The sequence below is a fragment of the Stenotrophomonas sp. NPDC077420 genome, assembly GCF_044543385.1.
Lineage (GTDB): Bacteria > Pseudomonadota > Gammaproteobacteria > Xanthomonadales > Xanthomonadaceae > Stenotrophomonas.
Genome location: NZ_JBITVZ010000027.1, coordinates 1 through 23,531, shown reverse-complemented (window position 1 = coordinate 23,531; position 23,531 = coordinate 1). Strand labels below are relative to the sequence as shown.

General features: G+C 68.2%; 18 protein-coding genes. 6 read left to right on the top strand and 12 right to left on the bottom strand.

Going from position 1 to position 23,531, the window contains the following annotated elements; translation table 11 throughout:
- Positions 1 to 108 precede the first annotated feature (108 nt).
- The 3 genes from mutS to katG all read left to right on the top strand — a co-directional run bounded on the left by mutS (position 109) and on the right by katG (position 5,882).
- Entirely contained in the window at positions 109 to 2,700 is a 2,592-nt protein-coding gene (gene mutS, locus ACIGII_RS18570; RefSeq protein ID WP_399641045.1) for a DNA mismatch repair protein MutS, read from the top strand.
- Between the two features lie 166 nt (positions 2,701 to 2,866).
- The gene (locus ACIGII_RS18565; protein ID WP_399641089.1) at positions 2,867 to 3,469 is read left to right on the top strand and encodes a DUF937 domain-containing protein; all 603 of its coding nucleotides are present in this window, start codon (positions 2,867 to 2,869) and stop codon (positions 3,467 to 3,469) included.
- 175 nt (positions 3,470 to 3,644) lie between these two features.
- Positions 3,645 to 5,882 carry a catalase/peroxidase HPI gene (katG, locus tag ACIGII_RS18560; protein ID WP_399641048.1) on the top strand — a complete coding sequence of 746 codons (2,238 nt, stop codon included), beginning with the start codon at positions 3,645 to 3,647 and terminating at the stop codon, positions 5,880 to 5,882.
- Between the two features lie 137 nt (positions 5,883 to 6,019).
- Here the strand turns inward: katG and ACIGII_RS18555 are convergent, their stop codons facing one another.
- A complete protein-coding gene (locus ACIGII_RS18555; RefSeq protein ID WP_145478221.1) occupies positions 6,020 to 6,430 on the bottom strand; it encodes an RNA-binding S4 domain-containing protein in 411 nt (136 codons plus the stop codon).
- A gap of 9 nt (positions 6,431 to 6,439) precedes the next feature.
- Positions 6,440 to 6,673 (bottom strand): hypothetical protein, encoded by a 234-nt coding sequence (locus ACIGII_RS18550; RefSeq protein WP_399641051.1) that lies wholly within the window; start codon positions 6,671 to 6,673, stop codon positions 6,440 to 6,442.
- 151 nt (positions 6,674 to 6,824) lie between these two features.
- Here ACIGII_RS18550 and ACIGII_RS18545 point away from each other — a divergent pair, with 151 nt between their 5' ends.
- Entirely contained in the window at positions 6,825 to 8,291 is a 1,467-nt protein-coding gene (locus ACIGII_RS18545; RefSeq protein WP_399641054.1) for an MATE family efflux transporter, read from the top strand.
- Positions 8,292 to 8,403: 112 nt separating this feature from the next.
- Here the strand turns inward: ACIGII_RS18545 and rplS are convergent, their stop codons facing one another.
- The 7 genes from rplS to ffh form a co-directional block, all read right to left on the bottom strand.
- Positions 8,404 to 8,811, bottom strand: coding sequence for a 50S ribosomal protein L19 (gene rplS / locus ACIGII_RS18540; RefSeq protein WP_399641056.1), 408 nt, complete (start codon positions 8,809 to 8,811; stop codon positions 8,404 to 8,406).
- 240 nt (positions 8,812 to 9,051) lie between these two features.
- A complete protein-coding gene (trmD, locus tag ACIGII_RS18535) occupies positions 9,052 to 9,795 on the bottom strand; it encodes a tRNA (guanosine(37)-N1)-methyltransferase TrmD (protein ID WP_399641059.1) in 744 nt (247 codons plus the stop codon).
- A gap of 3 nt (positions 9,796 to 9,798) precedes the next feature.
- Complete coding sequence (gene rimM / locus ACIGII_RS18530; protein ID WP_399641062.1) at positions 9,799 to 10,311, bottom strand: ribosome maturation factor RimM; 513 nt, start codon at positions 10,309 to 10,311, stop codon at positions 9,799 to 9,801.
- A gap of 42 nt (positions 10,312 to 10,353) precedes the next feature.
- Positions 10,354 to 10,614: a 30S ribosomal protein S16 gene (rpsP, locus tag ACIGII_RS18525; RefSeq protein WP_145478226.1), complete on the bottom strand. Its 261-nt coding sequence runs from the start codon at positions 10,612 to 10,614 to the stop codon at positions 10,354 to 10,356.
- A 271-nt stretch (positions 10,615 to 10,885) separates the two neighbouring features.
- A complete protein-coding gene (locus tag ACIGII_RS18520) occupies positions 10,886 to 11,671 on the bottom strand; it encodes an aminotransferase class IV family protein (RefSeq protein ID WP_399641065.1) in 786 nt (261 codons plus the stop codon).
- Complete coding sequence (locus ACIGII_RS18515) at positions 11,668 to 12,744, bottom strand: NAD(P)H-dependent flavin oxidoreductase (protein ID WP_399641068.1); 1,077 nt, start codon at positions 12,742 to 12,744, stop codon at positions 11,668 to 11,670. The genes ACIGII_RS18520 and ACIGII_RS18515 overlap by 4 nt, the downstream gene beginning before the upstream one ends.
- A gap of 101 nt (positions 12,745 to 12,845) precedes the next feature.
- Positions 12,846 to 14,225 carry a signal recognition particle protein gene (gene ffh / locus ACIGII_RS18510; RefSeq protein ID WP_399641071.1) on the bottom strand — a complete coding sequence of 460 codons (1,380 nt, stop codon included), beginning with the start codon at positions 14,223 to 14,225 and terminating at the stop codon, positions 12,846 to 12,848.
- A 121-nt stretch (positions 14,226 to 14,346) separates the two neighbouring features.
- Here ffh and ACIGII_RS18505 point away from each other — a divergent pair, with 121 nt between their 5' ends.
- Positions 14,347 to 15,141 (top strand): inner membrane protein YpjD, encoded by a 795-nt coding sequence (locus tag ACIGII_RS18505; RefSeq protein WP_399641074.1) that lies wholly within the window; start codon positions 14,347 to 14,349, stop codon positions 15,139 to 15,141.
- A gap of 30 nt (positions 15,142 to 15,171) precedes the next feature.
- Here the strand turns inward: ACIGII_RS18505 and ACIGII_RS18500 are convergent, their stop codons facing one another.
- The 3 genes from ACIGII_RS18500 to radA form a co-directional block, all read right to left on the bottom strand.
- Positions 15,172 to 17,478: a hypothetical protein gene (locus ACIGII_RS18500; protein ID WP_399641077.1), complete on the bottom strand. Its 2,307-nt coding sequence runs from the start codon at positions 17,476 to 17,478 to the stop codon at positions 15,172 to 15,174.
- A gap of 41 nt (positions 17,479 to 17,519) precedes the next feature.
- Entirely contained in the window at positions 17,520 to 19,376 is a 1,857-nt protein-coding gene (locus ACIGII_RS18495; protein ID WP_399641080.1) for an ATP-binding protein, read from the bottom strand.
- 87 nt (positions 19,377 to 19,463) lie between these two features.
- Positions 19,464 to 20,840 (bottom strand): DNA repair protein RadA, encoded by a 1,377-nt coding sequence (radA, locus tag ACIGII_RS18490; protein WP_399641083.1) that lies wholly within the window; start codon positions 20,838 to 20,840, stop codon positions 19,464 to 19,466.
- 164 nt (positions 20,841 to 21,004) lie between these two features.
- Here radA and ACIGII_RS18485 point away from each other — a divergent pair, with 164 nt between their 5' ends.
- Positions 21,005 to 23,062, top strand: a complete 2,058-nt coding sequence (locus tag ACIGII_RS18485) for a putative bifunctional diguanylate cyclase/phosphodiesterase (protein ID WP_399641086.1) — start codon at positions 21,005 to 21,007, stop codon at positions 23,060 to 23,062.
- Positions 23,063 to 23,531 lie beyond the last annotated feature (469 nt).

The following is a 23,531-nucleotide window of genomic DNA, read 5'->3' as shown; positions in this document are numbered from 1 at the left end:
ACACCAGATGGACACTTTTTGAGCCCTGAAGCGTCTTTTGCAGTCCTCGGGTGTCTCAAGTTGTCGCCTTGCCGCCTCGCCTAACGTGCTGATTAGCTTCAATATTTCATGAAAAACAACGACTTATCGGGCCATACACCTGCGATGAAGCAGTTCTTTGCCGCCAAGTCCGACTACCCGGACCTGCTGCTGTTCTTCCGCATGGGCGACTTCTACGAGCTGTTCTACGACGACGCGCGCAAGGCGGCGCGGCTGCTGGACATCACCCTGACCCAGCGCGGCAGCTCCGGCGGCGCGCCGATCCCGATGGCCGGGGTGCCCGTGCATGCCTACGAGGGCTACCTGGCACGGCTGGTGGCGCTGGGCGAGTCGGTGGCCATCTGCGAGCAGATCGGCGACCCGGCGCTGGCCAAGGGGCTGGTCGAGCGCAAGGTGGTGCGGATCGTCACCCCCGGCACCGTCACCGACGAGGCGCTGCTGGATGAGCGCCGCGATACCCTGCTGATGGCGCTCTCGCGGGGGAAGCACGGCTACGGCCTGGCCTGGGCCGATCTGGCCGGTGGCCGCTTCCTGGTCAACGAGGTCGATTCCGACGACGCGCTGGAGGCCGAACTGGCCCGGCTGGAACCGGCCGAGCTGCTGGTGCCGGACGAGGAGAACTGGCCGGATTTCCTGCGCCACCGCAGTGGCATCCGCCGCCGCGCCCCCTGGCTGTTCGATGCCGACAGCGGCCGCCGCCAGCTGCTCGCTTTCTTCAAGCTGCACGACCTGACCGGCTTCGGCATCGACGACAAGCCGCGTGCCACCGCCGCCGCCGGCGCCCTGCTCGGCTATGTCGAGGAAACCCAGAAACAGCGCCTGCCGCACCTGACCTCCATTTCCACCGAAACGGCCAGCGAGGCGATCGCGATGAACGCGGCCACCCGCCGCCATCTCGAGCTGGATACGCGCGTGGACGGCGATACCCGCAACACGCTGCTGGGCGTACTCGATACCACTGTCACCCCGATGGGGGGGCGCCTGCTGCGGCGCTGGCTGCACCGTCCGCTGCGCCTGCGCGAGGTGCTGGTGCAGCGCCACGATGCGGTGGCCACGCTGATCGACCGCGGCGCCGACAGCGACTTGCGCGAGGCGTTCCGTGCGCTGGGTGACCTCGAGCGCATCCTTACCCGCGTGGCGCTGCGTTCGGCGCGCCCGCGCGATTTCTCCACCCTGCGTGACGGCCTGGGCCTGCTGCCGGAGGTGCGCGCGGTGCTGGCGCCGCTGGATTCGCCGCGCCTGGTCGCATTGCGCGAGGCACTGGGTTCGCATGACGCATGCGCGCACCTGCTGGCCTCGGCCATCGCCCCTACCCCGCCGATGAAGCTCAGCGATGGCGGCGTCATCGCCGAGGGCCACGACGCCGAGCTGGACGAGCTGCGCCGCCTGTCCACCCACGCCGACCAGTTCCTGATCGACCTGGAGCAGCGCGAACGTGCCAGCAGCGGCATCGCCACGCTCAAGGTCGGTTACAACCGGGTGCATGGCTACTACATCGAAATCAGCAAGGGTCAGAGCGACAAGGCGCCGGTGCACTACACCCGCCGCCAGACCCTGACCAATGCCGAGCGCTACATCACCGAGGAACTGAAGTCGTTCGAAGACAAGGTGCTGTCGGCACGCGAACGTTCGTTGTCGCGCGAGAAGCTGTTGTACGAGCAGTTGCTGGATACCCTGGGCAGCGAACTGGAACCGCTCAAGCAGTGCGCGGCCGCGCTCAGCGAGCTGGACGTGCTGGCCGGCTTCGCCGAACGCGCGCAGGCGCTGGACTGGGCGCGCCCGGAGCTGGAAACCGCCCCGTGCCTGCGCATCGAGCGCGGCCGCCACCCGGTGGTGGAAGCGGTGCGCGAGCAGCCGTTCGAACCCAACGACCTGGACCTGCATCCGGACCGGCGCATGCTGGTGATCACCGGCCCGAACATGGGCGGTAAATCCACCTACATGCGGCAGAACGCGCTGATCGTGCTGCTGGCCCACATCGGCAGTTTCGTGCCGGCCAGCCGCGCGGTGATCGGCCCGATCGACCGTATCCTGACCCGTATCGGCGCCGGCGACGACCTGGCGCGCGGGCAGTCCACCTTCATGGTGGAGATGAGCGAGACCAGCTACATCCTGCACCACGCCACCGCGCAGTCGCTGGTGTTGATGGACGAGATCGGGCGCGGCACCTCCACCTATGACGGGCTGGCGCTGGCCGATGCGGTGGCCCGCCACCTCGCTTACGAAAACCGCTGTTACACGCTGTTTGCCACCCATTATTTCGAGTTGACCGCGCTGGCCGACGAGCAGCACCAGGGCGGCGCCAGCGGCATCGCCAACGTGCACCTGGACGCGGTGGAGCATGGCGAGGCACTGGTGTTCATGCATGCGGTGAAGGACGGCCCGGCCAACCGCAGCTTCGGGCTGCAGGTGGCGGCGCTGGCCGGCCTGCCGCGCGCCACCGTGGCGCAGGCGCGGCGCCGCTTGGCCGAGCTGGAGCAGCGTGGCGGCGAGACCGTGGCCGCGACCATGGCCCCGCAGGCGCTGGACGCGCCGCAGCAGTTCGGGCTGTTCACCGCGCCCTCGACCAAGGCGCAGGAGGCGCTGGCCGCGCTGGATCCGGATGAGCTGACCCCGAAACAGGCGTTGGAGGCGTTGTACCGGTTGAAGGCGTTGGTGTGAGGCGTCACGACCAACGGTCGTGACCTACCGGCTTCAGGCGGTGGGCGTTGTCACGACCAACGGTCGTGACCTACCCCTTCACGGGGCGGGCTGCGTGAAGGCTTCGCATTTTCTTCGTGCAGGCGGCGTTATGCTCCGGCGGCCCCATTCCGGGGCAAAGGAGTCGATCGTGAATACGAACTCGCTCACCGAAAGGTTGTTGTCGCAGTTGCAGGGACCCGGCGTGCAGCAGGTGTCCCAGCAGCTCGGGCTGGACCAGAACCAGGCTTCGCAGGCGGTCAGCGCCGCCCTGCCGTTGCTGATGGGCGCACTGGGCAGGAATGCCAGCCAGCCACAAGGCGCCCAGTCGCTGCTCAATGCACTCCAGAAGGACCATCTGGCCGGCGGCGGCGGCGGCTTCGACCTGGGCGGCCTGCTCGGGGCCGTGCTGGGCGGTGGCGGCGGCAGCGCCACCAACGGAGCCGGCATCCTTGGCCATGTGTTTGGCGGCCAGACCCCGCAGGCCGCACAGCTGCTGGGCCAGAAGACCGGGCTGGACAGCGGTCGCTCCGGCCAGCTGCTGGCCATCCTGGCCCCGATCGTAATGTCGTTCCTGGCCCAACGGTTCGCCCAGCAGGGCAACGCCGGCCAACTCAGCCAGGCCCTCGGGCAGGAGGCACCGTCCGCCGAAAGTGGCAGCTTCAGCGGTCTTCTGGGTGGCCTGCTCGATCAGAACGGCGACGGAAAGACCGATGTGAGTGACGTGCTGGGCTTCCTCGGCAAGCGCTGAGCCTGTCCGCATGCGCCGGGCCAGCCCGCCCGGCGGCTTCGATAGTCCAGCTCAATCGTTTCGGTTGAATCATTCACTTTTACCGATCGCTCCACGCTGCTTAACGTAAAGGCGCTCCCTCTGCGTCTCCCCCGCGAGGCCATTCCCTCATTCGCCAGTCCACAGGTAACAGCCCATGAAAAGCGAAGCGAAGTGCCCGTTCAACCACGCCCTCGTCGGCGATGCCACCACCAATCGCGACTGGTGGCCGAACCAGCTCCGTGTTGACCTGCTCAACCAGCATTCCTCCCGTTCGCATCCGCTGGATGCGGACTTCGATTACGCCAAGGCCTTCGCCGGGCTCGACTACGCCGCGCTCAAGGCCGACCTGACCGCGCTGATGACCGATTCGCAGGACTGGTGGCCGGCCGACTTCGGCCATTACGGCGGCCTGTTCGTGCGCATGGCCTGGCACAGCGCCGGCACCTACCGCATCGGCGACGGGCGCGGCGGCGGCGGCCGTGGCCAGCAGCGCTTCGCCCCGCTCAACAGCTGGCCGGACAACGTCAGCCTGGACAAGGCCCGACGCCTGTTGTGGCCGATCAAGCAGAAGTACGGCCAGGCCATTTCCTGGGCCGACCTGCTGATCCTCACCGGCAACGTCGCGCTGGAGTCGATGGGCTTCAAGACGCTGGGCTTCGCCGGCGGGCGCCCGGATACCTGGGAACCGGACCAGGACGTGTACTGGGGCCGCGAGACCACCTGGCTCGGCGGCGATGTGCGCTACGCGCACGGCTCCGAAGGCGTGGTCGAAGATCACGGTGTGCTGGTGTCCGATGACGATGCCGACGGCGACATCCATTCGCGCAACCTGGAAAATCCGCTGGCTGCCGTGCAGATGGGCCTGATCTACGTGAACCCCGAAGGCCCGGATGGCAACCCGGACCCGGTCAAGGCCGCCATCGACATCCGCGACACCTTCGGCCGCATGGCCATGGACGACGAGGAAACCGTCGCACTGATCGCCGGTGGCCACAGCTTCGGCAAGACCCACGGCGCCGGCCCGGCCGACAACGTGGACGTGGAACCCGAAGCGGCCGGTCTCGAACACCAGGGCCTGGGCTGGGCCAACAAGTTCCGCAGCGGCAAGGGCGGCGACACCATCACCAGCGGCCTGGAAGTCACCTGGACCCGCACCCCGGCGCAGTGGAGCCACGACTTCTTCGAGATCCTGTTCGGCAACGAATGGGAACTGACCAAGAGCCCGGCGGGTGCGCACCAATGGGTGGCAAAGGACGCCGAGGCGGTCATTCCGGACGCGCACGACCCGTCGAAGAAGCACCGCCCCACCATGCTCACCACCGATCTGTCGCTGCGCATGGACCCTGCCTACGAGAAGATCTCGCGGCGCTTCCTGGAGAACCCGCAGCTGTTTGCCGATGCGTTCGCGCGCGCCTGGTTCAAGCTGACCCATCGCGACATGGGCCCGCGCGCGCGCTACCTCGGTCCGGAAGTGCCGGCGGAAACGTTCATCTGGCAGGACCCGGTGCCGGACGCGCCGACGGCCGTGATCAGCGCGCAGGACATCAGCGCGCTCAAGCAGCAGATCGCCGCCTCCGGGCTGAGCGTGGCCGAGCTGGTCTCCACCGCATGGGCTTCGGCGTCCACCTTCCGCGGCTCGGACAAGCGCGGCGGTGCCAATGGCGCGCGCATCCGCTTGGCCCCGCAGAAGCACTGGGCGGTCAACCAGCCGCAGCAGCTGGCCAAGGTGCTGGCCGCACTGGAAAAGATCCAGGCCGGCTTCAAGGGCGACGGCGGCGCGCAGGTATCGCTGGCGGATTTGATCGTGCTGGCCGGCAACGTCGGCGTGGAGCAGGCGGCCAAGGCCGGCGGGCATGAGGTCAGCGTGCCGTTCACGCCGGGCCGCACCGACGCCAGCCAGGACCAGACCGATGTGGAATCGTTCGCGGTGCTGGAGCCGTATGCCGATGGTTTCCGCAATTACGTGAAGGGCCGTTACAGCGTGCCCGCCGAAGCGCTGCTGATCGACAAGGCGCAGTTGCTGACGCTGACCGGGCCGGAACTGACCGCGCTGGTCGGCGGCCTGCGCGTGCTGGGCGCGAACGTGGACGGGAACACGCAGGGCGTGCTGACCGATCGACCGGGCACGCTCAGCAATGATTTCTTCGTCAACCTGCTGGACATGCGGACGCAGTGGAAGGCCAGCGGCGATGGCTATGAAGGCGTGGACCGCAATGGAAGCGGCACGCGCTGGACCGGCAGCCGTGCCGACCTGGTGTTCGGCTCGAACTCGGTGCTGCGCGCGATTGCCGAGGTGTATGCCAGTGCCGATGGCGAGAAGAAGTTCGTGCAGGACTTCGTCGCCGCCTGGGCGCGGGTGATGGAGCTGGACCGGTACGACCTGCATCGGTGAGACGGGTTTTGCGGGCGCACGACCAACGGTCGTGCGCTACCCGGGATTTGTTCCGCGCCTGGGCCATACGTTGCGTCACCGTGTTACGTCGCGCCTGCGCATCACGTTACGTCGGTGGGTGACGTCGCCGTTGCGCATCACATGGCGTCGAGATCGCCCAGGGCCTTGATCAAGCGGCGCGCGCGTTTGTCGGGGCGATGCTCCGGTGGCAGGTAGCCGTTCTTCATGGCCGCGCGCTGCGCACGCTGCTCCGCCCTGCGCGCACGCGAGGCTTCGCTTTCTTCATACAGCTGCTGCGCCACCGGCGCCGGGCCGCGCAGGTCGCTGAGGCCGCGCACCTGCACGTCATACACTTCATCGCCGCGGCTGATCTGCAGCTGCTCGCCCACGCGCACCGCGCGCGAGGATTTCGGCCGCTGCCCGGCCACGTCGACCTTGCCGGTCTCCACCGCCTGCTTGGCCAGGCTGCGGGTCTTGTAGAAGCGTGCGGCCCACAGCCACACGTCCAGCCGCACGGAGGCGGCGACCAACGGTTGTGCTTCTGTCATGCGGGTGGTTCAGCTCCCCGGCTTGGCCGGTCGTCGATTCAACGGTTGTGGTGCCGACGGGTTGCCGCGGCAACCGGTGCCGCCGATCAGTACGGGCACGCCCGCATCCAGATCGCGACGCTGGCTGCCCACCTGGCATTCGGGTCGGTCCATCGGCCGTACCTGCGCGTCGCGCAGGCGGTCGTCTGTACTCGAACATGCGGGCAGCGCGGCGGCAATCAAGAGTGCCAGCACGGCGGGCATGAACCGGTCAGCCGGGCGCGGCCGGTGCCGGCGCGCGACCGGTCCAGCCGGCGGGGCGGTCATGCAGTGGGACGCGGAGCGGCGCATCGCAATATCCCGTTGATGGGCTTGGTGCTAGTGTGCCGCTGTCCACGCCTGATCTCCATAGCACATGGCCAAAGCGCCGCTTGACCTCACCACCGGCCCGATCGGGCGCAATCTGTTCCTGTTCGCCCTGCCGATCCTCGCCGGCAACATCGCCCAGTCGCTGAACGGGTCGGTGAATGCGGTATGGGTGGGGCGCTTCCTCGGCGAAGCGGCGCTCACTGCAACCGCCAACGCCAACAACATCATGTTCTTCCTGATCGGGTCGGTATTCGGCATCGGCATGGCCGCTACCATCCTGATCGGCCAGGCGATGGGCGCCCGGGATATCCCGCAGGCGCGACGGGTGATGGGCACCAGTGCCACGTTCTTCATCGGGCTGTCGGTGGTGATCGCGGTGGCCGGCTGGTGGCTGTCACACCCGCTGCTGGCGGCGATGGGCACCCCGGCGGTGTCACTGCCGCTGGCCGAGGCGTACCTGAAGGTGATCTTCCTGGCGATGCCGACGCTGTACGCCTTTGCCTTCCTGAGTTCGGCACTGCGCGGCGTGGGCGATTCGCGTACGCCATTCCGGTTCCTGCTGCTGTCGGTGGTGCTGGACATCGGCTTCAACCCGCTGCTGATCTTCGGCATCGGGCCGTTCCCGCAGCTGGGCATCGCCGGCGCGGCGTGGGCCACGCTGATCGCACAGACGCTGTCGCTGGCCGGCCTGCTCTGGTACATGCGCAACAAGCGCCATGTGCTGTGGCTGGGGCGCAAGGACATGCACCTGTTCAAGGTGGACCTGGAGATCCTGCGCGCGCTGGTGGTCAAGGGCGTGCCGATGGGGCTGCAGATGGTGCTGATCTCGCTGTCGATGATCATGATGATGACCATGGTCAACAGCTACGGCACCGATACCGCAGCCGCCTACGGCGCGTCGCTGCAGCTGTGGACCTACGTGCAGATGCCGGCCATGGCGATCGGTGCGGCGTGTTCGTCGATGGCGGCGCAGAATGTGGGCGCGGGCAACTGGTCGCGGGTGCGCGGTACCGCGCGCAGTGGCGTGCTGTACAACTTCCTGCTCACCGGCGTGTTGATCCTGCCGTTGATCCTGCTCGACCGCTACACGCTGGCGCTGTTCCTGCCCAGCGGCAGCGAGGCGCTGGACGTGGCGCGCCACCTCAACCACATCGCGGTGTGGTCGTTCCTGTTCTTCGGCGTGAACTTCGTGATTTCCGGCGTGGTGCGCTCCACCGGCGCGGTGATTCCGCCGCTGTTGATCCTGGCTGCTTCGTTGTGGGGAATCCGGGTGCCGTTCGCCGAGCTGCTGCAGGATCGCTGGGGCGCCGATGCGGTGTGGTGGAGTTTCCCGGTCAGCTCGTTCTGCGCGATGCTGATGTCGCTGGCGTATTACCGCTGGGGCGGCTGGCGCAAGGCGCGCATGTTGCCAGCCCATCGCCAGGAAGTAGCGGCGCCCGCGGAAATTCCGGCATCGCCGCCATCACCGGTCGCCGATCCCGCGCCGCCGGTCGCCGGGGTCGAACGCGGTTAGATGGCGTAGACACGCATGGCGTGTCCCACGGCACCCAAAACGCAGACGGCCACCCGAAGGTGGCCGTCTGGTTGGGTAGGTACCGACCGTTGGTCGGTACCCCACGCCGGAATTACTGGGCAGCCTTGGCAGCCAGGCGCGCGGCCTTGGCCTGCGCGGCAGCAGCCAGATCTTCCTTGATGCGGGCAGCCTTGCCTTCCAGGCCACGCAGGTAGTACAGCTTGCCGGCGCGGACCTTACCACGACGCTTCACTTCGACCGAGTCGATGATGGCGCTGTGGGTCTGGAAGACGCGCTCGACGCCGTAGCCGTGCGAGATCTTGCGGACGGTGAAGGCCGAGTTCAGGCCGGCATTCTTGGTGCCGATCACGACGCCTTCGTACGCCTGCACGCGCTCACGGTTGCCTTCCTTCACCTTCACGTTGACGACGACGGTGTCACCCTGGCTGAACTGCGGCAGCTCACGGGTAATCTGGGCGGATTCGAAATCCGAAAGAATGGTCTTGTTCAGCTTGCTCATGGGTGCACCGATAGTAGTTCGGGTGGTCGTGTCGTTCGACAACGTGGGCTCATGCAGTCACCGGACTGTGCTGCACGTTTTTTGTAGGGATTCCAGCCACCGGGCCGGTTGGGGCCTGATGGGAATCCGCGATTCTAGCTTATATGTGGGTTGGGATGCTACTGCCTGGTGGGAGACCGCTTGCGCCGACCAACGGTCGGCGCTACCGGGGGGGGGGGCGGCCCACCCACCCGTCAGGCGTTACGGGAGGTCGGCCCTCGCCTGCTCCAGCAGGATGCGGTCGGCCTTGGACAGGCTGGCTTCGTCCAGCAGGTCCGGGCGGCGCAGCGCGGTCCGCAGCAGCGACTGCTGGCGGCGCCAGCGGGCGATGGCGGCGTGGTTGCCCGACCGCAGCACATCGGGGACATCGCCCCACTCATGCTGCGCCGGCTGGCTGAAGTGCGGGCAGTCCAGCAGCCCATGCGGGCCTTCGAAACTGTCCTGCGCGGCCGATTGGGCGTCGTTCAGGGCACCTTCCTGCAGACGGGTCACCGCATCGACGATGACCGCCGCACCCAGCTCGCCACCGGACAGCACGTAATCGCCGATCGAGATTTCCTCGGTGACCTCGGCGGCCAGGAAACGTTCGTCCACGCCTTCATAGCGCCCGCACAACAGGATCATGCGCGGCAGCGCCGCCAGTTCGCGGACCTTGGCCTGGGTCAGCGGCGTCCCCTGCGGGCTCAGGTAGATCACCGGCGCCGGGGTCGGATCCGCAGCCTTCGCCGCAGCCAGGCAGGCGCGCAGTGGCTCGATCAGCATCACCATGCCCGGGCCACCGCCGAACGGACGGTCGTCCACCCGGCGATAGTTGCCCTCGGCGTAGTCACGCGGATTCCAGCCATGCAGGTCGAGCAGGCCGCGCTCGGCCGCACGGCCGACCACGCCCAGCGCGGCCGACTGCGCCATGAATTCCGGGAACAGGGTGATGACATCGATCCGCATCGATCAGAACTCCGGGTCCCAGTCGACGATGACCAGATTGGCCTCGAAATCCACCGACACCACGAAGTCCGGCTGCACGAACGGAATGATCCGCTCGCGGTCGCCCTGCACCACCAGCACGTCGTTGGCACCGGTCGAGAACAGGTGCGAGACCCGGCCCAGTTCAACACCGTCGACGGTACGCACCTGCAACCCCTCAAGATCGACCCAGTAGTACTCGTCGGCCTTGGGCGGCGGCAGTGCGCTGCGTGCTACATAGACTTCGGTTCCGTACATCGACTCGACCACGTCGCGGTCGGTGACGTCGGGAAACACCGCCACCAGGTGCTTGCCGGACTGACGTCCGCGCGCGCCCTTGAGGGTGCTCTCCTGGCCGGCAGGTGTCCGCAGGATCCAGGGCTGATAGTTGAAGATGGCGGTACGCGGCTCGGTCCAAGACTCGAGCTTCATCTCGCCTCGCACACCAAAAGCGCCGACAATCCTGCCCAGCAGGATGCGGCGCTCGGTATCTTTCATCTGCGTAGGCCGACGGGCCGCGCCAGGCGCGGCCCTTCAGGATCAGGCCGCGACGGCCTGGGCCTTGGTCGCTTCCTTGTACAGGTTGCGGACCTTGTCGGTCATCTGGGCGCCATTGGCAACCCATGCGTCGACCTTGGCCAGGTCCAGCACGATGCGCGATTCGGCACCCTGGGCAACCGGGTTGTAGAAGCCAACGCGCTCGATGTTACGGCCGTCGCGCGCGCTGCGCGAGTCGGTCACGATGATGTGGTAGAACGGACGCTTCTTGGCGCCGCCGCGGGTCAGTCGGATCTTGACCATGGTGATACTTCCTCTATTGCCCAGTCGCCAGGATGGCGCGGTAAGCCGGCGATTATAGCGGCGGGTCCGGGGCATTCCAAGCCCAGCGGGGCATTTGAAGCTGAACGGGGGCCCGGCCGCCGCGTTGCGGCGTCGCACGACCAACGGTCGTGCGCTACCAGTTACCTGCCTGTACGGGTGGCGGAATCGCTGCGACCGTCCGGTGCGGGTGGCGTTACCGGGAACCGCCGCTACGTCTCCGCGGTAGGGCACGACCGTTGGTCGTGCCGCCTCACGCCAACGGCTCCCATGGCTGACCGGCAACCGTCGTGATGGCCTGCCGCACCAGGGCCTCCGATCCGCTGAACCCGTGCCCATCGATACTGGCTATCGGCCACACCCCCGCGGCATTGCAGGCAATGGCGGCGTCGAACCCGGCCAGGTCGGCCAACCGCACGGGCGCCAGCTGCGGCGCCCCGCCCCACCCCGCCTGCAGCAGGCGCTCCTGCGTTCCGCGCAATGCCGGGGCCTGCGGCCATACCAGGTCTCCGCCACGCCCGAACGCGATGTTCCAGGTGGTGCCTTCGATGATCGCACCCTGCGCATCCACGAACAGCGCATCGTCGTACCCGGCCTCAAGCGCCTGCCGGCGATGCGCGAACAACGGGAACGTGCCCACATGCTTCAGATGCGGCAGCTCGCGCTGGTACACCACGCTGCGCACGCGCCGTGGCGTTGCCGGCAGCGTCACCGGCGCCGACACCGCCACCAGCACATCCACCGGCACGGCCTGCAGCGGCTGGCGGAAATCGAATGCCCGGGAAAACACCGTGATCCGCAGCGAGGCGTCGGCCACGCCTTCAGCCTGCAGCGCCGCGTGCATCCATGCCTGCACCTGGCTGCCGTCCAGCGTCGCCCCGAACATATCTTCAGTGCCCTGGCGCAGGCGCCGCAGGTGCAGGTCGAGCCCCTGCACCGCACCGCCGCGCACCTGCAGTGAGGTGAAGTGACCGTAGTTGACCAGCGCACCGGCCAGATCGTCGGCGCTGGCGCGGTGGCCGTTGCAGTACACGCTCATCCCAGCAAGCCGCGCGCGTCGGCCCACAGCGCCTGCAGCACCTCGGCCGCCGGCTTGTCGGGCGCCATCCACGCCGATTGCCCGGCCCACGCCTGCATCGCATCGATGCGGTGTTCGCGGTTGGCCTGGGCCCGCATCGGCGCGGTCAGGCCGCGCTGCACCGGGTACGGGCGTGGCGGCGGCGCGGACGGGGCGGCGGCTGCCCGCACATACGGCGTCGCCAGGCCACGGCCGAGCCGGCCGCTGAAGGCACGGGTGGGCCAGGTATCTTCCGGTTCGGCCGCTGCCAGCGCCTGCGACCACGCCGGATCAATCGCGCACTCGGGCGTGCGGAGGAAGGCAGTCCCTACCTGCACCGCGCTCGCACCGAGCATCAACGCCGCCGCCACGCCGCGACCGTCGGCGATGCCACCGGCGGCAATCACCGGCACCTGCAGGCGGTCGGCCAGGCGCGGCACCAGTGCGAACAGCCCCACCAGCTGGCGCTCGGCCGCGGCCGGATCGAACGCGCCGCGATGGCCGCCAGCCTCGAAGCCCTGCGCAACCACCGCATCGGCACCGGCCGCTTCGGCCACCAGCGCTTCGGCCAACGTGGTGGCGCAGGCGAACCAGGCGATGCCGGCGTCTTTCAGGCGCTGCACCTGGGCGGCACTGAAGACGCCCATGATGGTGGAGGCGACCGCAGGTTTGGCGGCAATCAGTGCATCGAACTGCGCATCGAAATCGGCGGGGCCGGCGTCGGCGGCATCTGCCGGCACTTCCGGGCCCCACTTCGCGAGAAACGCCCGGGTGGCGGCTTCGGCGTCAGCATCGCGCGCGGGCGCAGCATCCGGGATCCACACATTGACCTGCGCCGGACCGGTGGACTGGGCGCGGAACGCGTGCATCCACGCCACGATGTCCTGCGGCTGCGAGAGGACCGCGCCCATCGCGCCCATGCTGCCGTGGTTGGCCAGCACGGCCGAGAGCGTCACCGGGCAGGCGCCGGCCATGGGGGCGAGCAGGATCGGGGACTGCAATGAAAAACGCCGACAGAAGCTGTCGGCGCGTTCGAGGATTCGCGGGTCGGTCATGCGGGGCGCACCTTGGGGTCGACCTTTACAGTCTACGCCGGGCGTCCCTTGGACACGCATGGCGTGTCCCTACGCGGGCCGACCAATGACCGGCGCCTTGATCAGCGGAACGGCAGGCCGCCGCGGCCGCCCATGGCGCCCATCATGCCCTTCATGCTGCGCATCATGCCCTTCATGCCGCCGCCGGCCATCTTGCTCATCATCTTTTCCATCTGCTGGTACTGCTTCATCAGCTTGTTGACGTCGGCCGGGGTCAGGCCGGAACCGCGGGCGATGCGGGCGCGGCGCGAGCCGTTGAGCAGGCCCGGATTGCGGCGTTCCTTCTTGGTCATCGAATTGATGATGGCGATCATGCGCGGCACTTCCTTGCCCTGGCTGACCTGCTGCTTGAGGTGCTCCGGAATCTGGCCCAGGCCCGGCAGCTTGTCCATCAGGCCGCCGATGCCGCCCATGTTCTGCATCTGCTCCAGCTGGTCGCGCATGTCGTTCAGGTCGAACTTCTTGCCCTTGGCGACCTTCTCGGCCAGCTTCTGCGCCTTGTCCTTGTCGACCTGCTGCTCCACCTGCTCCACCAGCGACAGCACGTCGCCCATGTCCAGGATGCGGCTGGCGATGCGGTCCGGGTGGAACACGTCCAGGCCGTCGGGCTTTTCGCTGACACCCACGAACTTGATCGGCTTGCCGGTGATGTAGCGCACGCTCAGCGCGGCACCGCCACGGGCGTCACCGTCGGTCTTGGTCAGCACCACGCCGGTCAGCGGCAGCGCTTCGCCGAAGGCCTTGGCGGTGTTGGCCGCGTCCTGGCCGGTCATGGCATCGACCACGAACAGGGTTTCGGCCGGGTTGACCGCCGCGTGCAGGGCCTTGATTTCGGCCATCATCGCGTCGTCGATGGCCAGGCGGCCGGCGGTATCGACCAGCAGCACGTCCACGAACGACTTGCGCGCATCATCGATCGCCGCGCGTACGATGGCTTCCGGCTTCTGGTCGGCGCTGGACGGGAAGAACAGCACGCCGACCTGGTCGGCCAGGGTCTTCAGCTGCTCGATCGCGGCCGGACGGTACACGTCGGCCGACACCACCATCACCTTCTTCTTGCGCTTTTCCTTCAGGTGCTTGGCCAGCTTGCCCACCGTGGTGGTCTTGCCCGCACCCTGCAGGCCGGCCATCAGGATGATCGCCGGCGCCGGCACGTTGAGGTTCAGGTCCGAGGCGGCCGAGCCCATCACGGCGGTCAGCTCGTCGCGCACGATCTTGATCAGTGCCTGGCCCGGAGTCAGCGACTTGAGCACTTCCTGGCCGACCGCGCGCACCTTGATGCGCTCGACCAGCGCCTGCACGACCGGCAGGGCGACGTCGGCTTCCAGCAGCGCGATGCGGACTTCGCGGGTGGCCTCGCGGATGTTTTCCTCGGTGAGGCGACCGCGGCCACGCAGCCGCTCGATGGTGCCGGAGAGGCGCTGGGTCAGGGACTCGAACATGGAGGCAACCTGTTCAGTAACGAAAGACAAAGAGATCGACAGTATAGCGGGGTCCACGTTTCCGGGCAGAGCCCGGCAACGCGACCATCGCTACGGCCCCGCGGTATGCGAAACTGGAACGATGACAATCGTTCTCATCGCCACCCTGCTGTACCTGGTCGCCACCGCCCTGCTGGTGCGGGCCGTGGTGCGCGATGACGCCACCCGCTCGCCGGGCTGGCTGTGGCCGGCGGTGCCGGCGATGGTCCTGCATGGCAGTTACCACGCGCTGGTAGCCCTGCGCACCAGTGGCGGGCCGGACATGCATTTCTTCGCCGCCTTGTCGCTGGTGGGGCTGGGCATGGCCTGGCTGACCTCGCTGGTGGCCGCGCGGGGCCGCATGGCGGCACTGGGCGTGCTGGTGTTCCCGATGGCCGCCGCGGTGCTGTGCCTGTACCACGGCTACGGCCACGCGCCGAGCCGGCCGCTGGGCTGGCAGCTGGCCACCCATGCCTGGATGGCCCTGCTGGCCTACGCCACGCTGAGCGTGGCCGCGCTGCTGGCGATCATGCTGTGGGTGCAGGAACGCGCCCTGCGCCGGCGCGACTTCCGGCCGTGGCTGCGCGCCCTGCCGCCGCTGGCGGATCTGGAAGCCCTGCTGTTCCGCGTGATCGCGGTGGGCTTCGCGCTGCTCACGCTGACCCTGCTGACCGGCGTGCTGTTCGTGGACGACCTGCTCGCACAGAAGCTGGTGCACAAGACCGTGCTCAGCGTGCTGTCGTGGATCGTGTTCGGCACCCTGCTGATCGGGCGCCGCCGCTATGGCTGGCGCGGCGCCAAGGCGGTGCACTGGACCCTCACCGCCATGGCGCTGCTGCTGCTGGCCTTCTTCGGCAGCCAGTTCGTGATCGAACTGGTGTTCGGGCGCGCGCGCTGATCAACCGCCGCGGCGCGCCCGCTGCTTCGCTTACAGCCCGTAACGCGCGATCACATCCAGGTGCCGCTGTTCGTCCTGGCCGCAGGCTTCGGCCAGGCGCAGCCAGCACATCCGATGCGGCCAGCCGGCGGTGGCTTCAAGCAGGAACCGGTGCAGCGCCAGCGGGGGCGCTTCCTGAGGCTGGGCCAGGGTGAACAGCACCCCCGGCAGCGGCGCGCCGTCGGCGTGGGTGTCGGCAAGCTGGTAGTCGTCCGCGCTGTGGGTCCACAGCTTCCAGCCGCGCTCCTTGACCGCGTCGGAGAACGCCGCCCAGGCCTCCTCGCCTGGGTGCACGCCATCCACCAGCCAGCTCGCCGCATGTCCCCCGCTTTCCAGCAGATGGACTTCGGCATAGGTCGCCATGAAGCGACGGCGTTCTTCTTCATCTTCCGGTGCCGGATGCACCAGTTCGGCGTCGAACACCACCCAGTCGTCCACGCGCTGGCGCCGGTGGGCTGGCGCGTTCTCGACGATGCGCGCGGTGACCGGGCCGGTCCGGCGCGCGTAGTACTCGACCGGGTCGCCACCGTCCATGCAGCGGATGATCACCCAGCCGAAGTTCTCTTCGACCGGGCCTTCGGTGCTCTCCAGTTCCATGCCGATTGCGGCGGCCGACGTCCGCACGGCCGCCCAGTCGCGCGCCGCGCTGGCTGCCGTCATATGGTCCCAGTGGGCGCTGCGCGGTTCCTCCAGGACCTCGGTGAGGTGGCGGTACTGCGCGGCGGCGTCCGGGAAGCGCTGCATGGCCATCAGGGCCATCGCCAGCAGATTGCGCGCGCCGTGCGAACCGGGCGACAGCGCCAGCAGCGCCGAGCAGGCCTGCTCCAGTGCGGCCCAGTCCGACTGCTTCTGCGCGATCTGTGCCTGGCACCACAGCGCGAACACCGGCACCTGCGCCTGGTAGTGCTGCACCAGCCGTTCCAGCTCGCCCAGGTCGCCACGCTGTACCAGCAGACGCATCAACGAATACGCCGGCGAGGCATCTTCGTGCGGGTGGCGCTGCACGAACGCCCACAGCAGGGCCAGCGCCTCCTCGTCGGCACCGCAGGCCGCAAGCGCCGACGCCGCCACGTCCAGCAGGGCCGCATCCTCGGGTCGCGCCGCCACGGCCTGCAGCAACCACTGCGCTTCGCGCTCGGGGTCGCGCCCTTCGTTCTTCGCCCCCTCCCCGACCAGCCAGTCCAACAGCGCCTCGGCGGGTACGGGCAGGGCGGCCACCGCGGGGGCGGCCTCGATGCGCGCGGCCATCGCCGCCACGGCATCGCGGGCCCCCAGGTCCTGGCGCAGGCTGTCCAGGTGTTGGCGGGCCAGCGCCAGGTGGCGTTGCGCGGTCCACACCGCGCCACGCTGCAGGGCCATGTCCACGCACAACCCGGCAATCTCGATCACGAAACGGTGCGCGCCCACCTGGGCGTAGTGCGCCAGGGTGGCGCTCATCCGGCGGCCCAGGTCCCAGCCGTTGCGTTCGGGCGCGCTGCGCACCAGCAACGCCGCCGTGTGCGCCCACATGCGCCGGTAATTCGGCGACACCTGGTTCCACGGCACCAGGGCGTCCAGCGCCTCTTCATCGCGCCCCAGCTGCGCCAGCGCCCAGGCACGCGACAGCCGACGCGGCACCGTGCAGTTGGCCGGCTCATAGTCGCCCTCGGCCTCCACTTCGGCCTGGCGCGCGTCGATCAAGGCCAGGGCCTCGGCGGCGCGGCCGCTGGCCAGCAGGATCTTGATGCGCATTTCCGGGAAGCTGTCGTAGACCTTGCCGCCATGCGCCAGCACGGTATCGGCCTGCACGTCCAGGTAGTCCAGTGCGCCCTGGGGATTTCCATCATCCAGCAGCGCGTCGGCCTTCTCGCAGCTCAGGCACTGGAAGCAGGACCAGCTCGGGTCGATCCGCCCCAGGGTTTCCTCGCACACCTCGATGCGTTCGGGCACCCAGCCCGGGCCATCGATGTTGCCGTAACACGCCGCCAGGTCCTGGGTCACGCACACCGACTGTGGGCATTCCACCGTGTCGGCGCGGTGCGCACGTTCGAACAATGCCACCGCATCACCCAGCGCCGACTCGCCCTCCAGCCGGTTGCCGACCCGGTTGCGCATCTCCCAGTGGCCCACGAACACGTCCAGCCACGGATTGCCCAGCGTCTTGCCGAGCGCACGCGCTTCGGGCAACAGCGCATCCACGCGATCAATGCGCAGTTCACAGACCTCGTCGGTCAGCCGGGTGAGCAGCTGCGCGCTCTGCGCCTGCCCCGCCTCACCCAGATCGTCCTGCAGTTTTTCCACCCAGTTCCAGATATCCATGCGGTCGTGCCGTCCTGTAATGCGTAAGGAAAATCGAAATGTCAGCGCGGCTGCAGCATCTGCTGCAGGGCCTCGGCGATGTCGCCGAACGCGCGGTTGAGGTCACTGCTGGCCGCGCCGCCGTCCTGCGCACGTCCCTGCGCGCCGACGATCACCTTCAGCGAGCGCAGCAGCCGCGCGGCGGCCTCGGCCTGGGGATTGCCGGCGCGCATGGCCGCCAGCAGCGCCTGCACGGCCGGGTTGTCCAGGTTGAGATACAGGCGCGAGGGTGCACGTGCGACGATGCGGGCAGTGAACTGCCGCGCCAGGCGCAGCGCGGCCATTGAAACGCGCTTGTCGTTCTCGTCGTCTTCGAGGCGGCGCTTCAGCTCGGCCTCGCGATCGGGCACCACCACCACCGGCAGTTCAGCCGGGCTGAAGTGCGCCGGCAGCAGCTGCTCGCCATCGCCCAGGTGGGTCTGCAGCCACGCCAGTTCGGCCTCGGGCAGCGTGTCGGTCTGGAACAGCGCGCGATTGCCCTGCTCGGTGCCCAGCTCCACCAGGCGCATGCCCTTGGCCTGGGTCCAGCGCCGCAGGAACGGCACCACGGCATAGCGGTTGCCATGCGCCACCGGCACGCCCATCGCGCGGAACAGCATTTCCTCGAAGCCGCCGCCACTGTCCAGGATCACGTGGACCGCGCCACGCGACGGCAGTTCGCTGGCGCGGATGTCGCCCTGCGAGCTGGGCACGCGCACGTGCTCGAGCAGCAGCTGGAACAGCCGGTCATCGCAGAGCGAAGCGCCCAGCAGTGCCTCGTTGTGCCGGGCCAGGATGCGCCGCCAGGCTTCGGGCTGCTGACGGGCGATGTCGACCAGCCCATCGATGAGCGCCTCGCCCAGCGCGTGCTGCACCGCGCTGTAGATGTCGTCGCGCTGCAGATCCTCGCGGCTGGCGGTGGGGGTCAGCCGGCTGGATTCGATCACCCCGCCAATGAACCCGGCCCATGGCGGCAGCAGGTCGCGTGCGTCGTCGTCGAGCAGCATCCCGCGCACGAACACCGACAGGTTGCGGTTGTCGCTGGTGCCGTAGGTCGCGCCGTCCTGCACCCACAGCAGCCCCACCGCGTCGCTTCCGCCTTCGGCGCGCAGGGGCATGCAGGCAATCGGCTCGAAGCTGCGTTCGAACTGCGCGGCAAATTCCAGCGCGCGGCGCTGTGCCTGCAGCGGATGCAGCGCGACGCCCGCCTGCGGGCGCCACGGCGGCGGCTCGGGATTGATCGCACGCGCGTCATGGCCGATATGGATGGGTTCGCCCAGCAGCGCGCAGTAGCGGCCCAGGATGTCGCGCAGGGTCTGCTCCTGGGCCAGGTGCGTGTAGCTGCCATGCAGTTCCAGCACCACCTCGGTACCCACCGCACGCGGAGGCATCGGCGATACCGTGTACTGCTCGGCATTGCTGGACACATAGCAATGGCCCAGTCCGGGTTGCTGGTAGGACGTGGTACGCACGGTGACCCGGCGCGCCAGCACGAATGCGGACAGGAAGCCCAGCCCGAACATGCCGATCAGCCCCTCGTCATCCTCGCCCGCCTGGCGCAGGCCACGGGTGTAGCCCACGCCGACGGTGGCCAGGTAGTCGTGGATTTCCTGCTGGGTCAGGCCCGCGCCGGTATCGACGATGCGCACGATGCCGTTGACCGCATCGCCATGCACCTCGATCCGCCCGGCCTCCTGCCAGTCGGCCTGTTCCAGCCGCCGTCGCACCAGCGAATCGTGCGCGTTCTGCACCAGTTCCCGCAGCGCCACCACCGGGGTGGAATACAGGTGTTTGCCAAGGACGGTCATCAATCCGTTGAGGTCGACACCGGCGCGACGGATCTCGCTGGCGCCCTGCGTGTCCAGGGGAGTCGCGTGCATGTAATCGTTTTCTCTGGCGGGAACGGAAAACTAGCACAGCCTGGCCACGGTTTGCCTGCGCGGCCGCGTGCGCCGGAAATGCCCGATTCAGATCGCGTCGATCGCTTCGGACAACCGTTCCACGGCGATGACTTCCATGCCCTTGACGCTGCCGGTCTTCGGTGCGTTCGCCTTGGGCACGATGGCGCGCTTGAAGCCATGCGTGGCCGCTTCGCGCAGTCTGTCCTCGCCGTTCGGCACCGGCCGGATCTCGCCGGAGAGGCCGACTTCGCCGAACGCGATGGTCTTCTCCGCCAGCGGCCGGTCCTGCAGCGAGGACAGCACCGCCAGCAGCACCGGCAGGTCCACCGCCGTCTCCTGCACGCGGATGCCGCCCACCACGTTCACGAACACGTCCTGGTCGCCGACCAGCACGCCACCGTGCCGGTGCAGAACCGCCAGCAGCATCGCCAGGCGGTTCTGCTCCAGCCCCACCGCCACCCGGCGCGGGTTGGACAACGGCGAGGCATCCACCAGCGCCTGCACTTCCACCAGCAGCGGGCGGGTGCCTTCCCGGGTGACCATCACGCAGCTGCCCGGCTGGCGGGTGCTGCCGCCGGACAGGAAGATCGCCGAGGGATTGGAGACTTCCTTCAGCCCCTTCTCGCCCATGGCGAACACGCCCAGCTCGTTCACCGCGCCGAAGCGGTTCTTGAACGCGCGCAGCAGGCGGAAGCGACTGCCGCTCTCGCCCTCGAAGTACAGCACCGCGTCCACCATGTGTTCCAGCACGCGCGGGCCGGCAATGCCGCCTTCCTTGGTGACATGGCCGACCAGGAACACGGCGGTGCCGGTCTCCTTGGCGAAGCGCACCAGCCGCGCCGCGCTCTCGCGCACCTGGCTCACCGAGCCCGGGGCGGCGGTGAGCGACTCGGTCCACAGCGTCTGCACCGAATCGGCCACGATCAGCTTCGGCTTCGCCGCACTGGCGTGCTGCAGGATCGCCTCCACCTGGGTTTCGGCCAGCGCATTGACGTTGTCCAGCGGCAGGTCCAGCCGCACCGCGCGCCCGGCCACCTGCGACAGCGATTCCTCACCGGTGATGTACAGCACCGGCAAGCCGGCCGCCATCTTCGCCACCGCCTGCAGCAGCAGGGTCGATTTGCCGATGCCGGGGTCGCCCCCCACCAGCACCACCGCGCCTTCCACCAGGCCGCCGCCCAGCACCCGGTCGAATTCGCCGATGCCGGTGCTCACGCGCAGGTGTTCGGTCTGCTGCACGTCCTTGAGCGCCATGATCTTCGGCGCATCGACCTTGCCGGCCCAGCCGGAACGGCGCGCGGCCGGCGACTTGGCCGCCGTGGCGCTTCCCAGGGTGATCTCGGTCAGCACGTTCCAGGCGCCGCACTCGGTGCACTGCCCCTGCCACTTGCTGTATTCCGCGCCGCATTCGCTGCACACGTAGGCGGTAAGCCGCTTGGCCATGTCAAATCCAATTCAGTTGCTGCCGGGCAGGATAGCCGAGCCGCGTCGCAGCAACCGAGACGTGCGCCAAACCGCAGCCCGGACGCCGCTCAAGCAATGCCGGGCCCGGCCGATACCGTGGCGGGCTCCCCTGCCTTTCCCTCTTCGTACCTCCAGGCGTTTCCATGACCGGCACCTACAGCCAGAGTCTCGTCGTTTTCTCGCTGCTGGTTGCCATCCTCGCCTCCTACACGGCGCTGGACATGGCCGGCCGGCTGGCCAGCACCGAAGGCCGCGTGGCCCGCTGGTGGCTGGCCGGTGGCGCTGCCGCCATGGGCCTGGGGATCTGGTCCATGCACTTCGTGGGCATGCTGGCCTTCGACCTGCCCATTCCGGTGGGCTACGACCTGGCCATCACCCTGTACTCGCTGGCCGCATCGGTGGGCGCCTCCGCGTATGCCCTGTGGCTGGTCTCGCGCGCCGAACTGCCGTGGCCGCGACTGACCGCCGGCGCCGTGCTGATGGGGCTGGGCATCGCCTGCATGCACTACCTGGGCATGGCCGCCATGCGCATGCAGCCCGGCATCGACTATGACCCCGCATGGTTCGCCGCCTCGCTGCTGATCGCCATCGTCGCCGCGGGTGCGGCGCTGTGGATCGCCTTCCGGCTGCGCACCGAACAGCGCCGCCCGGCCCTGCTGCGCGGCCTGGCCTCGCTGGTGATGGGCCTGGCCATCGTCGGCATGCATTACACCGGCATGGCCGCCGCCCGCTTCCCCGAGGGCAGCATCTGCGGCGCCGCCAATGCGGGTGGCCTGGACAGCAAGTGGCTGGCGGTGCTGGTCATCGTCACCACCCTGGCCACGCTGGGCATCGCGCTGATTGCCTCGCTGTTCGACCGGCAGATGCGGACCCGCACCGGCCTGCTGGCCGAGTCGCTGGCGCAGGCGAATGAAAAACTGCTGCAGGCCGCCCTGCACGACCCGCTGACCCAGCTGCCCAACCGCATGCTGCTGCAGGACCGGATCGAGCAGACCATCGAAAAAGCCAAGCGGCGCAATTTCAGCTTCGCGGTGATGTTCTGCGACCTCGACGGGTTCAAGGCCGTCAACGACGCCTACGGTCACCAGCTCGGCGACAAACTGCTGATCCAGGTCAGCGACCGCGTGCGCGGGCTGCTGCGCGGGCACGACACCTTCGCGCGGCTGGGCGGCGACGAGTTCGTCATCGTGTTCCAGCTTGACGTACCCGAAGATGCGGCGGTGATCGCCGAACGCATCATTGCAGCGGTGGGCGCGCCGTTCGAGATCGACGGCCTGGACCTGCAGGTGACCGCCAGCCTCGGTATTGCGCTGTACCCGACCGACGCCGGGACCGAACGCGAGCTGATGGCACACGCCGACGCGGCCATGTACCACACCAAGGAGTCGGGCCGGAACGGCTATACCTTCTTCACCGAATCCATGCACGTCAGCGCCAACCGCCAGCTCAAGCTGCTGCAGGAGCTGCGCCACGCCATCCAGCGCGAAGAGCTGGTGCTGCACTACCAGCCCAAGTTCCGCGCCGACGGCGGCGGGGTCATCGGTGCCGAAGCCCTGGTGCGCTGGCAGCATCCGGGATTGGGGCTGCTGGGGCCCGACGCCTTCATTCCCATTGCCGAACGCAGCGGACTGATCCTGCCGCTGGGCGACTGGGTACTGGACAAGGCCTGTGCGCAGCTGCGGCAGTGGCATGACGCCGGGCACGCAACGTGGTCGATGGCGGTGAACCTGTCGCCGCTGCAGTTCGCCTCCACCACGCTGCTGGGTACGGTTACGCGCACGCTGGAAAAGCACGGCCTGGCGCCGCATCACCTGACCCTGGAGGTGACCGAAACCACCGCCATGCAGGACGTGGAAGCCAGCCTGCAGATCCTGCACGGACTGACCGCGATGGGGGTCAAGATTTCCATCGACGATTTCGGTACGGGCTATTCCAGCCTGCTGTACCTCAAGCGCATGCCGGCCACCGAGCTGAAGATCGACCGTGCGTTCGTGCGCGACCTGGAAGACAACGCCGAAGATGCGGCGATCGTGTCCTCGATCGTGGCACTGGGGCGCTCGCTGCAGCTGCAGATCGTCGCCGAGGGCGTGGAGACGGCCGGACAGCGCGCGTATCTCAACGAACTGGGCTGCGACCTGCTGCAGGGCTACCACCTGGGCAAGCCGGTAGACGCCGAGGCGTTCCTGCGCAACGCGGCGTAGCCGACGGGTAGCGCCGACGGGTAGAGCCGACTGTTAGTCGGCTGCTCTTCGCGCGCACCCGCCCCCGCATGATTCATGCATGGCGTTGCCGACTAACAGTCGGCACTACCGTCCAGGGCGACGTTCCCGTCCGGAGCAACGCGGCGTAACCGACGGGTAGCGCCGACTGGTAGAGCCGACTGTTAGTCGGCTGCTCTTCGCGCGCACCCGCCCCGCATTCTTCATGCATGGCGTTGCCGACTAACAGTCGGCACTACCGTCCGGGGCGGCGTTTCCGTCCGGAGCAACGCGGCGTAACCGACTGGTAGAGCCGACTGTTAGTCGGCTGCTCTTCGCGCGCACCCGCCCTCGCATTCTTCATGCATGGCGTTGCCGACTAACTGTGATCTCTCAGTAGGTTGTTCATCCGGGACATCTTTGGAAAATGGTGGTTACCACACCTGTCCACGCCCAAAGAGCCCGGATGAAC

Coding starts and splice junctions, on each gene's coding strand:
- mutS (WP_399641045.1), top strand. CDS start 109: ATGAAAAACAACGACTTATCGGGCCATACACCTGCGATGAAGCAGTTC.
- katG (WP_399641048.1), top strand. CDS start 3,645: ATGAAAAGCGAAGCGAAGTGCCCGTTCAACCACGCCCTCGTCGGCGAT.
- ACIGII_RS18555 (WP_145478221.1), bottom strand. CDS start 6,430: ATGACAGAAGCACAACCGTTGGTCGCCGCCTCCGTGCGGCTGGACGTG.
- ACIGII_RS18550 (WP_399641051.1), bottom strand. CDS start 6,673: ATGCCCGCCGTGCTGGCACTCTTGATTGCCGCCGCGCTGCCCGCATGT.
- ACIGII_RS18545 (WP_399641054.1), top strand. CDS start 6,825: ATGGCCAAAGCGCCGCTTGACCTCACCACCGGCCCGATCGGGCGCAAT.
- rplS (WP_399641056.1), bottom strand. CDS start 8,811: ATGAGCAAGCTGAACAAGACCATTCTTTCGGATTTCGAATCCGCCCAG.
- trmD (WP_399641059.1), bottom strand. CDS start 9,795: ATGCGGATCGATGTCATCACCCTGTTCCCGGAATTCATGGCGCAGTCG.
- rimM (WP_399641062.1), bottom strand. CDS start 10,311: ATGAAAGATACCGAGCGCCGCATCCTGCTGGGCAGGATTGTCGGCGCT.
- rpsP (WP_145478226.1), bottom strand. CDS start 10,614: ATGGTCAAGATCCGACTGACCCGCGGCGGCGCCAAGAAGCGTCCGTTC.
- ACIGII_RS18520 (WP_399641065.1), bottom strand. CDS start 11,671: ATGAGCGTGTACTGCAACGGCCACCGCGCCAGCGCCGACGATCTGGCC.
- ACIGII_RS18515 (WP_399641068.1), bottom strand. CDS start 12,744: ATGACCGACCCGCGAATCCTCGAACGCGCCGACAGCTTCTGTCGGCGT.
- ffh (WP_399641071.1), bottom strand. CDS start 14,225: ATGTTCGAGTCCCTGACCCAGCGCCTCTCCGGCACCATCGAGCGGCTG.
- ACIGII_RS18505 (WP_399641074.1), top strand. CDS start 14,347: ATGACAATCGTTCTCATCGCCACCCTGCTGTACCTGGTCGCCACCGCC.
- ACIGII_RS18500 (WP_399641077.1), bottom strand. CDS start 17,478: ATGGATATCTGGAACTGGGTGGAAAAACTGCAGGACGATCTGGGTGAG.
- ACIGII_RS18495 (WP_399641080.1), bottom strand. CDS start 19,376: ATGCACGCGACTCCCCTGGACACGCAGGGCGCCAGCGAGATCCGTCGC.
- radA (WP_399641083.1), bottom strand. CDS start 20,840: ATGGCCAAGCGGCTTACCGCCTACGTGTGCAGCGAATGCGGCGCGGAA.
- ACIGII_RS18485 (WP_399641086.1), top strand. CDS start 21,005: ATGACCGGCACCTACAGCCAGAGTCTCGTCGTTTTCTCGCTGCTGGTT.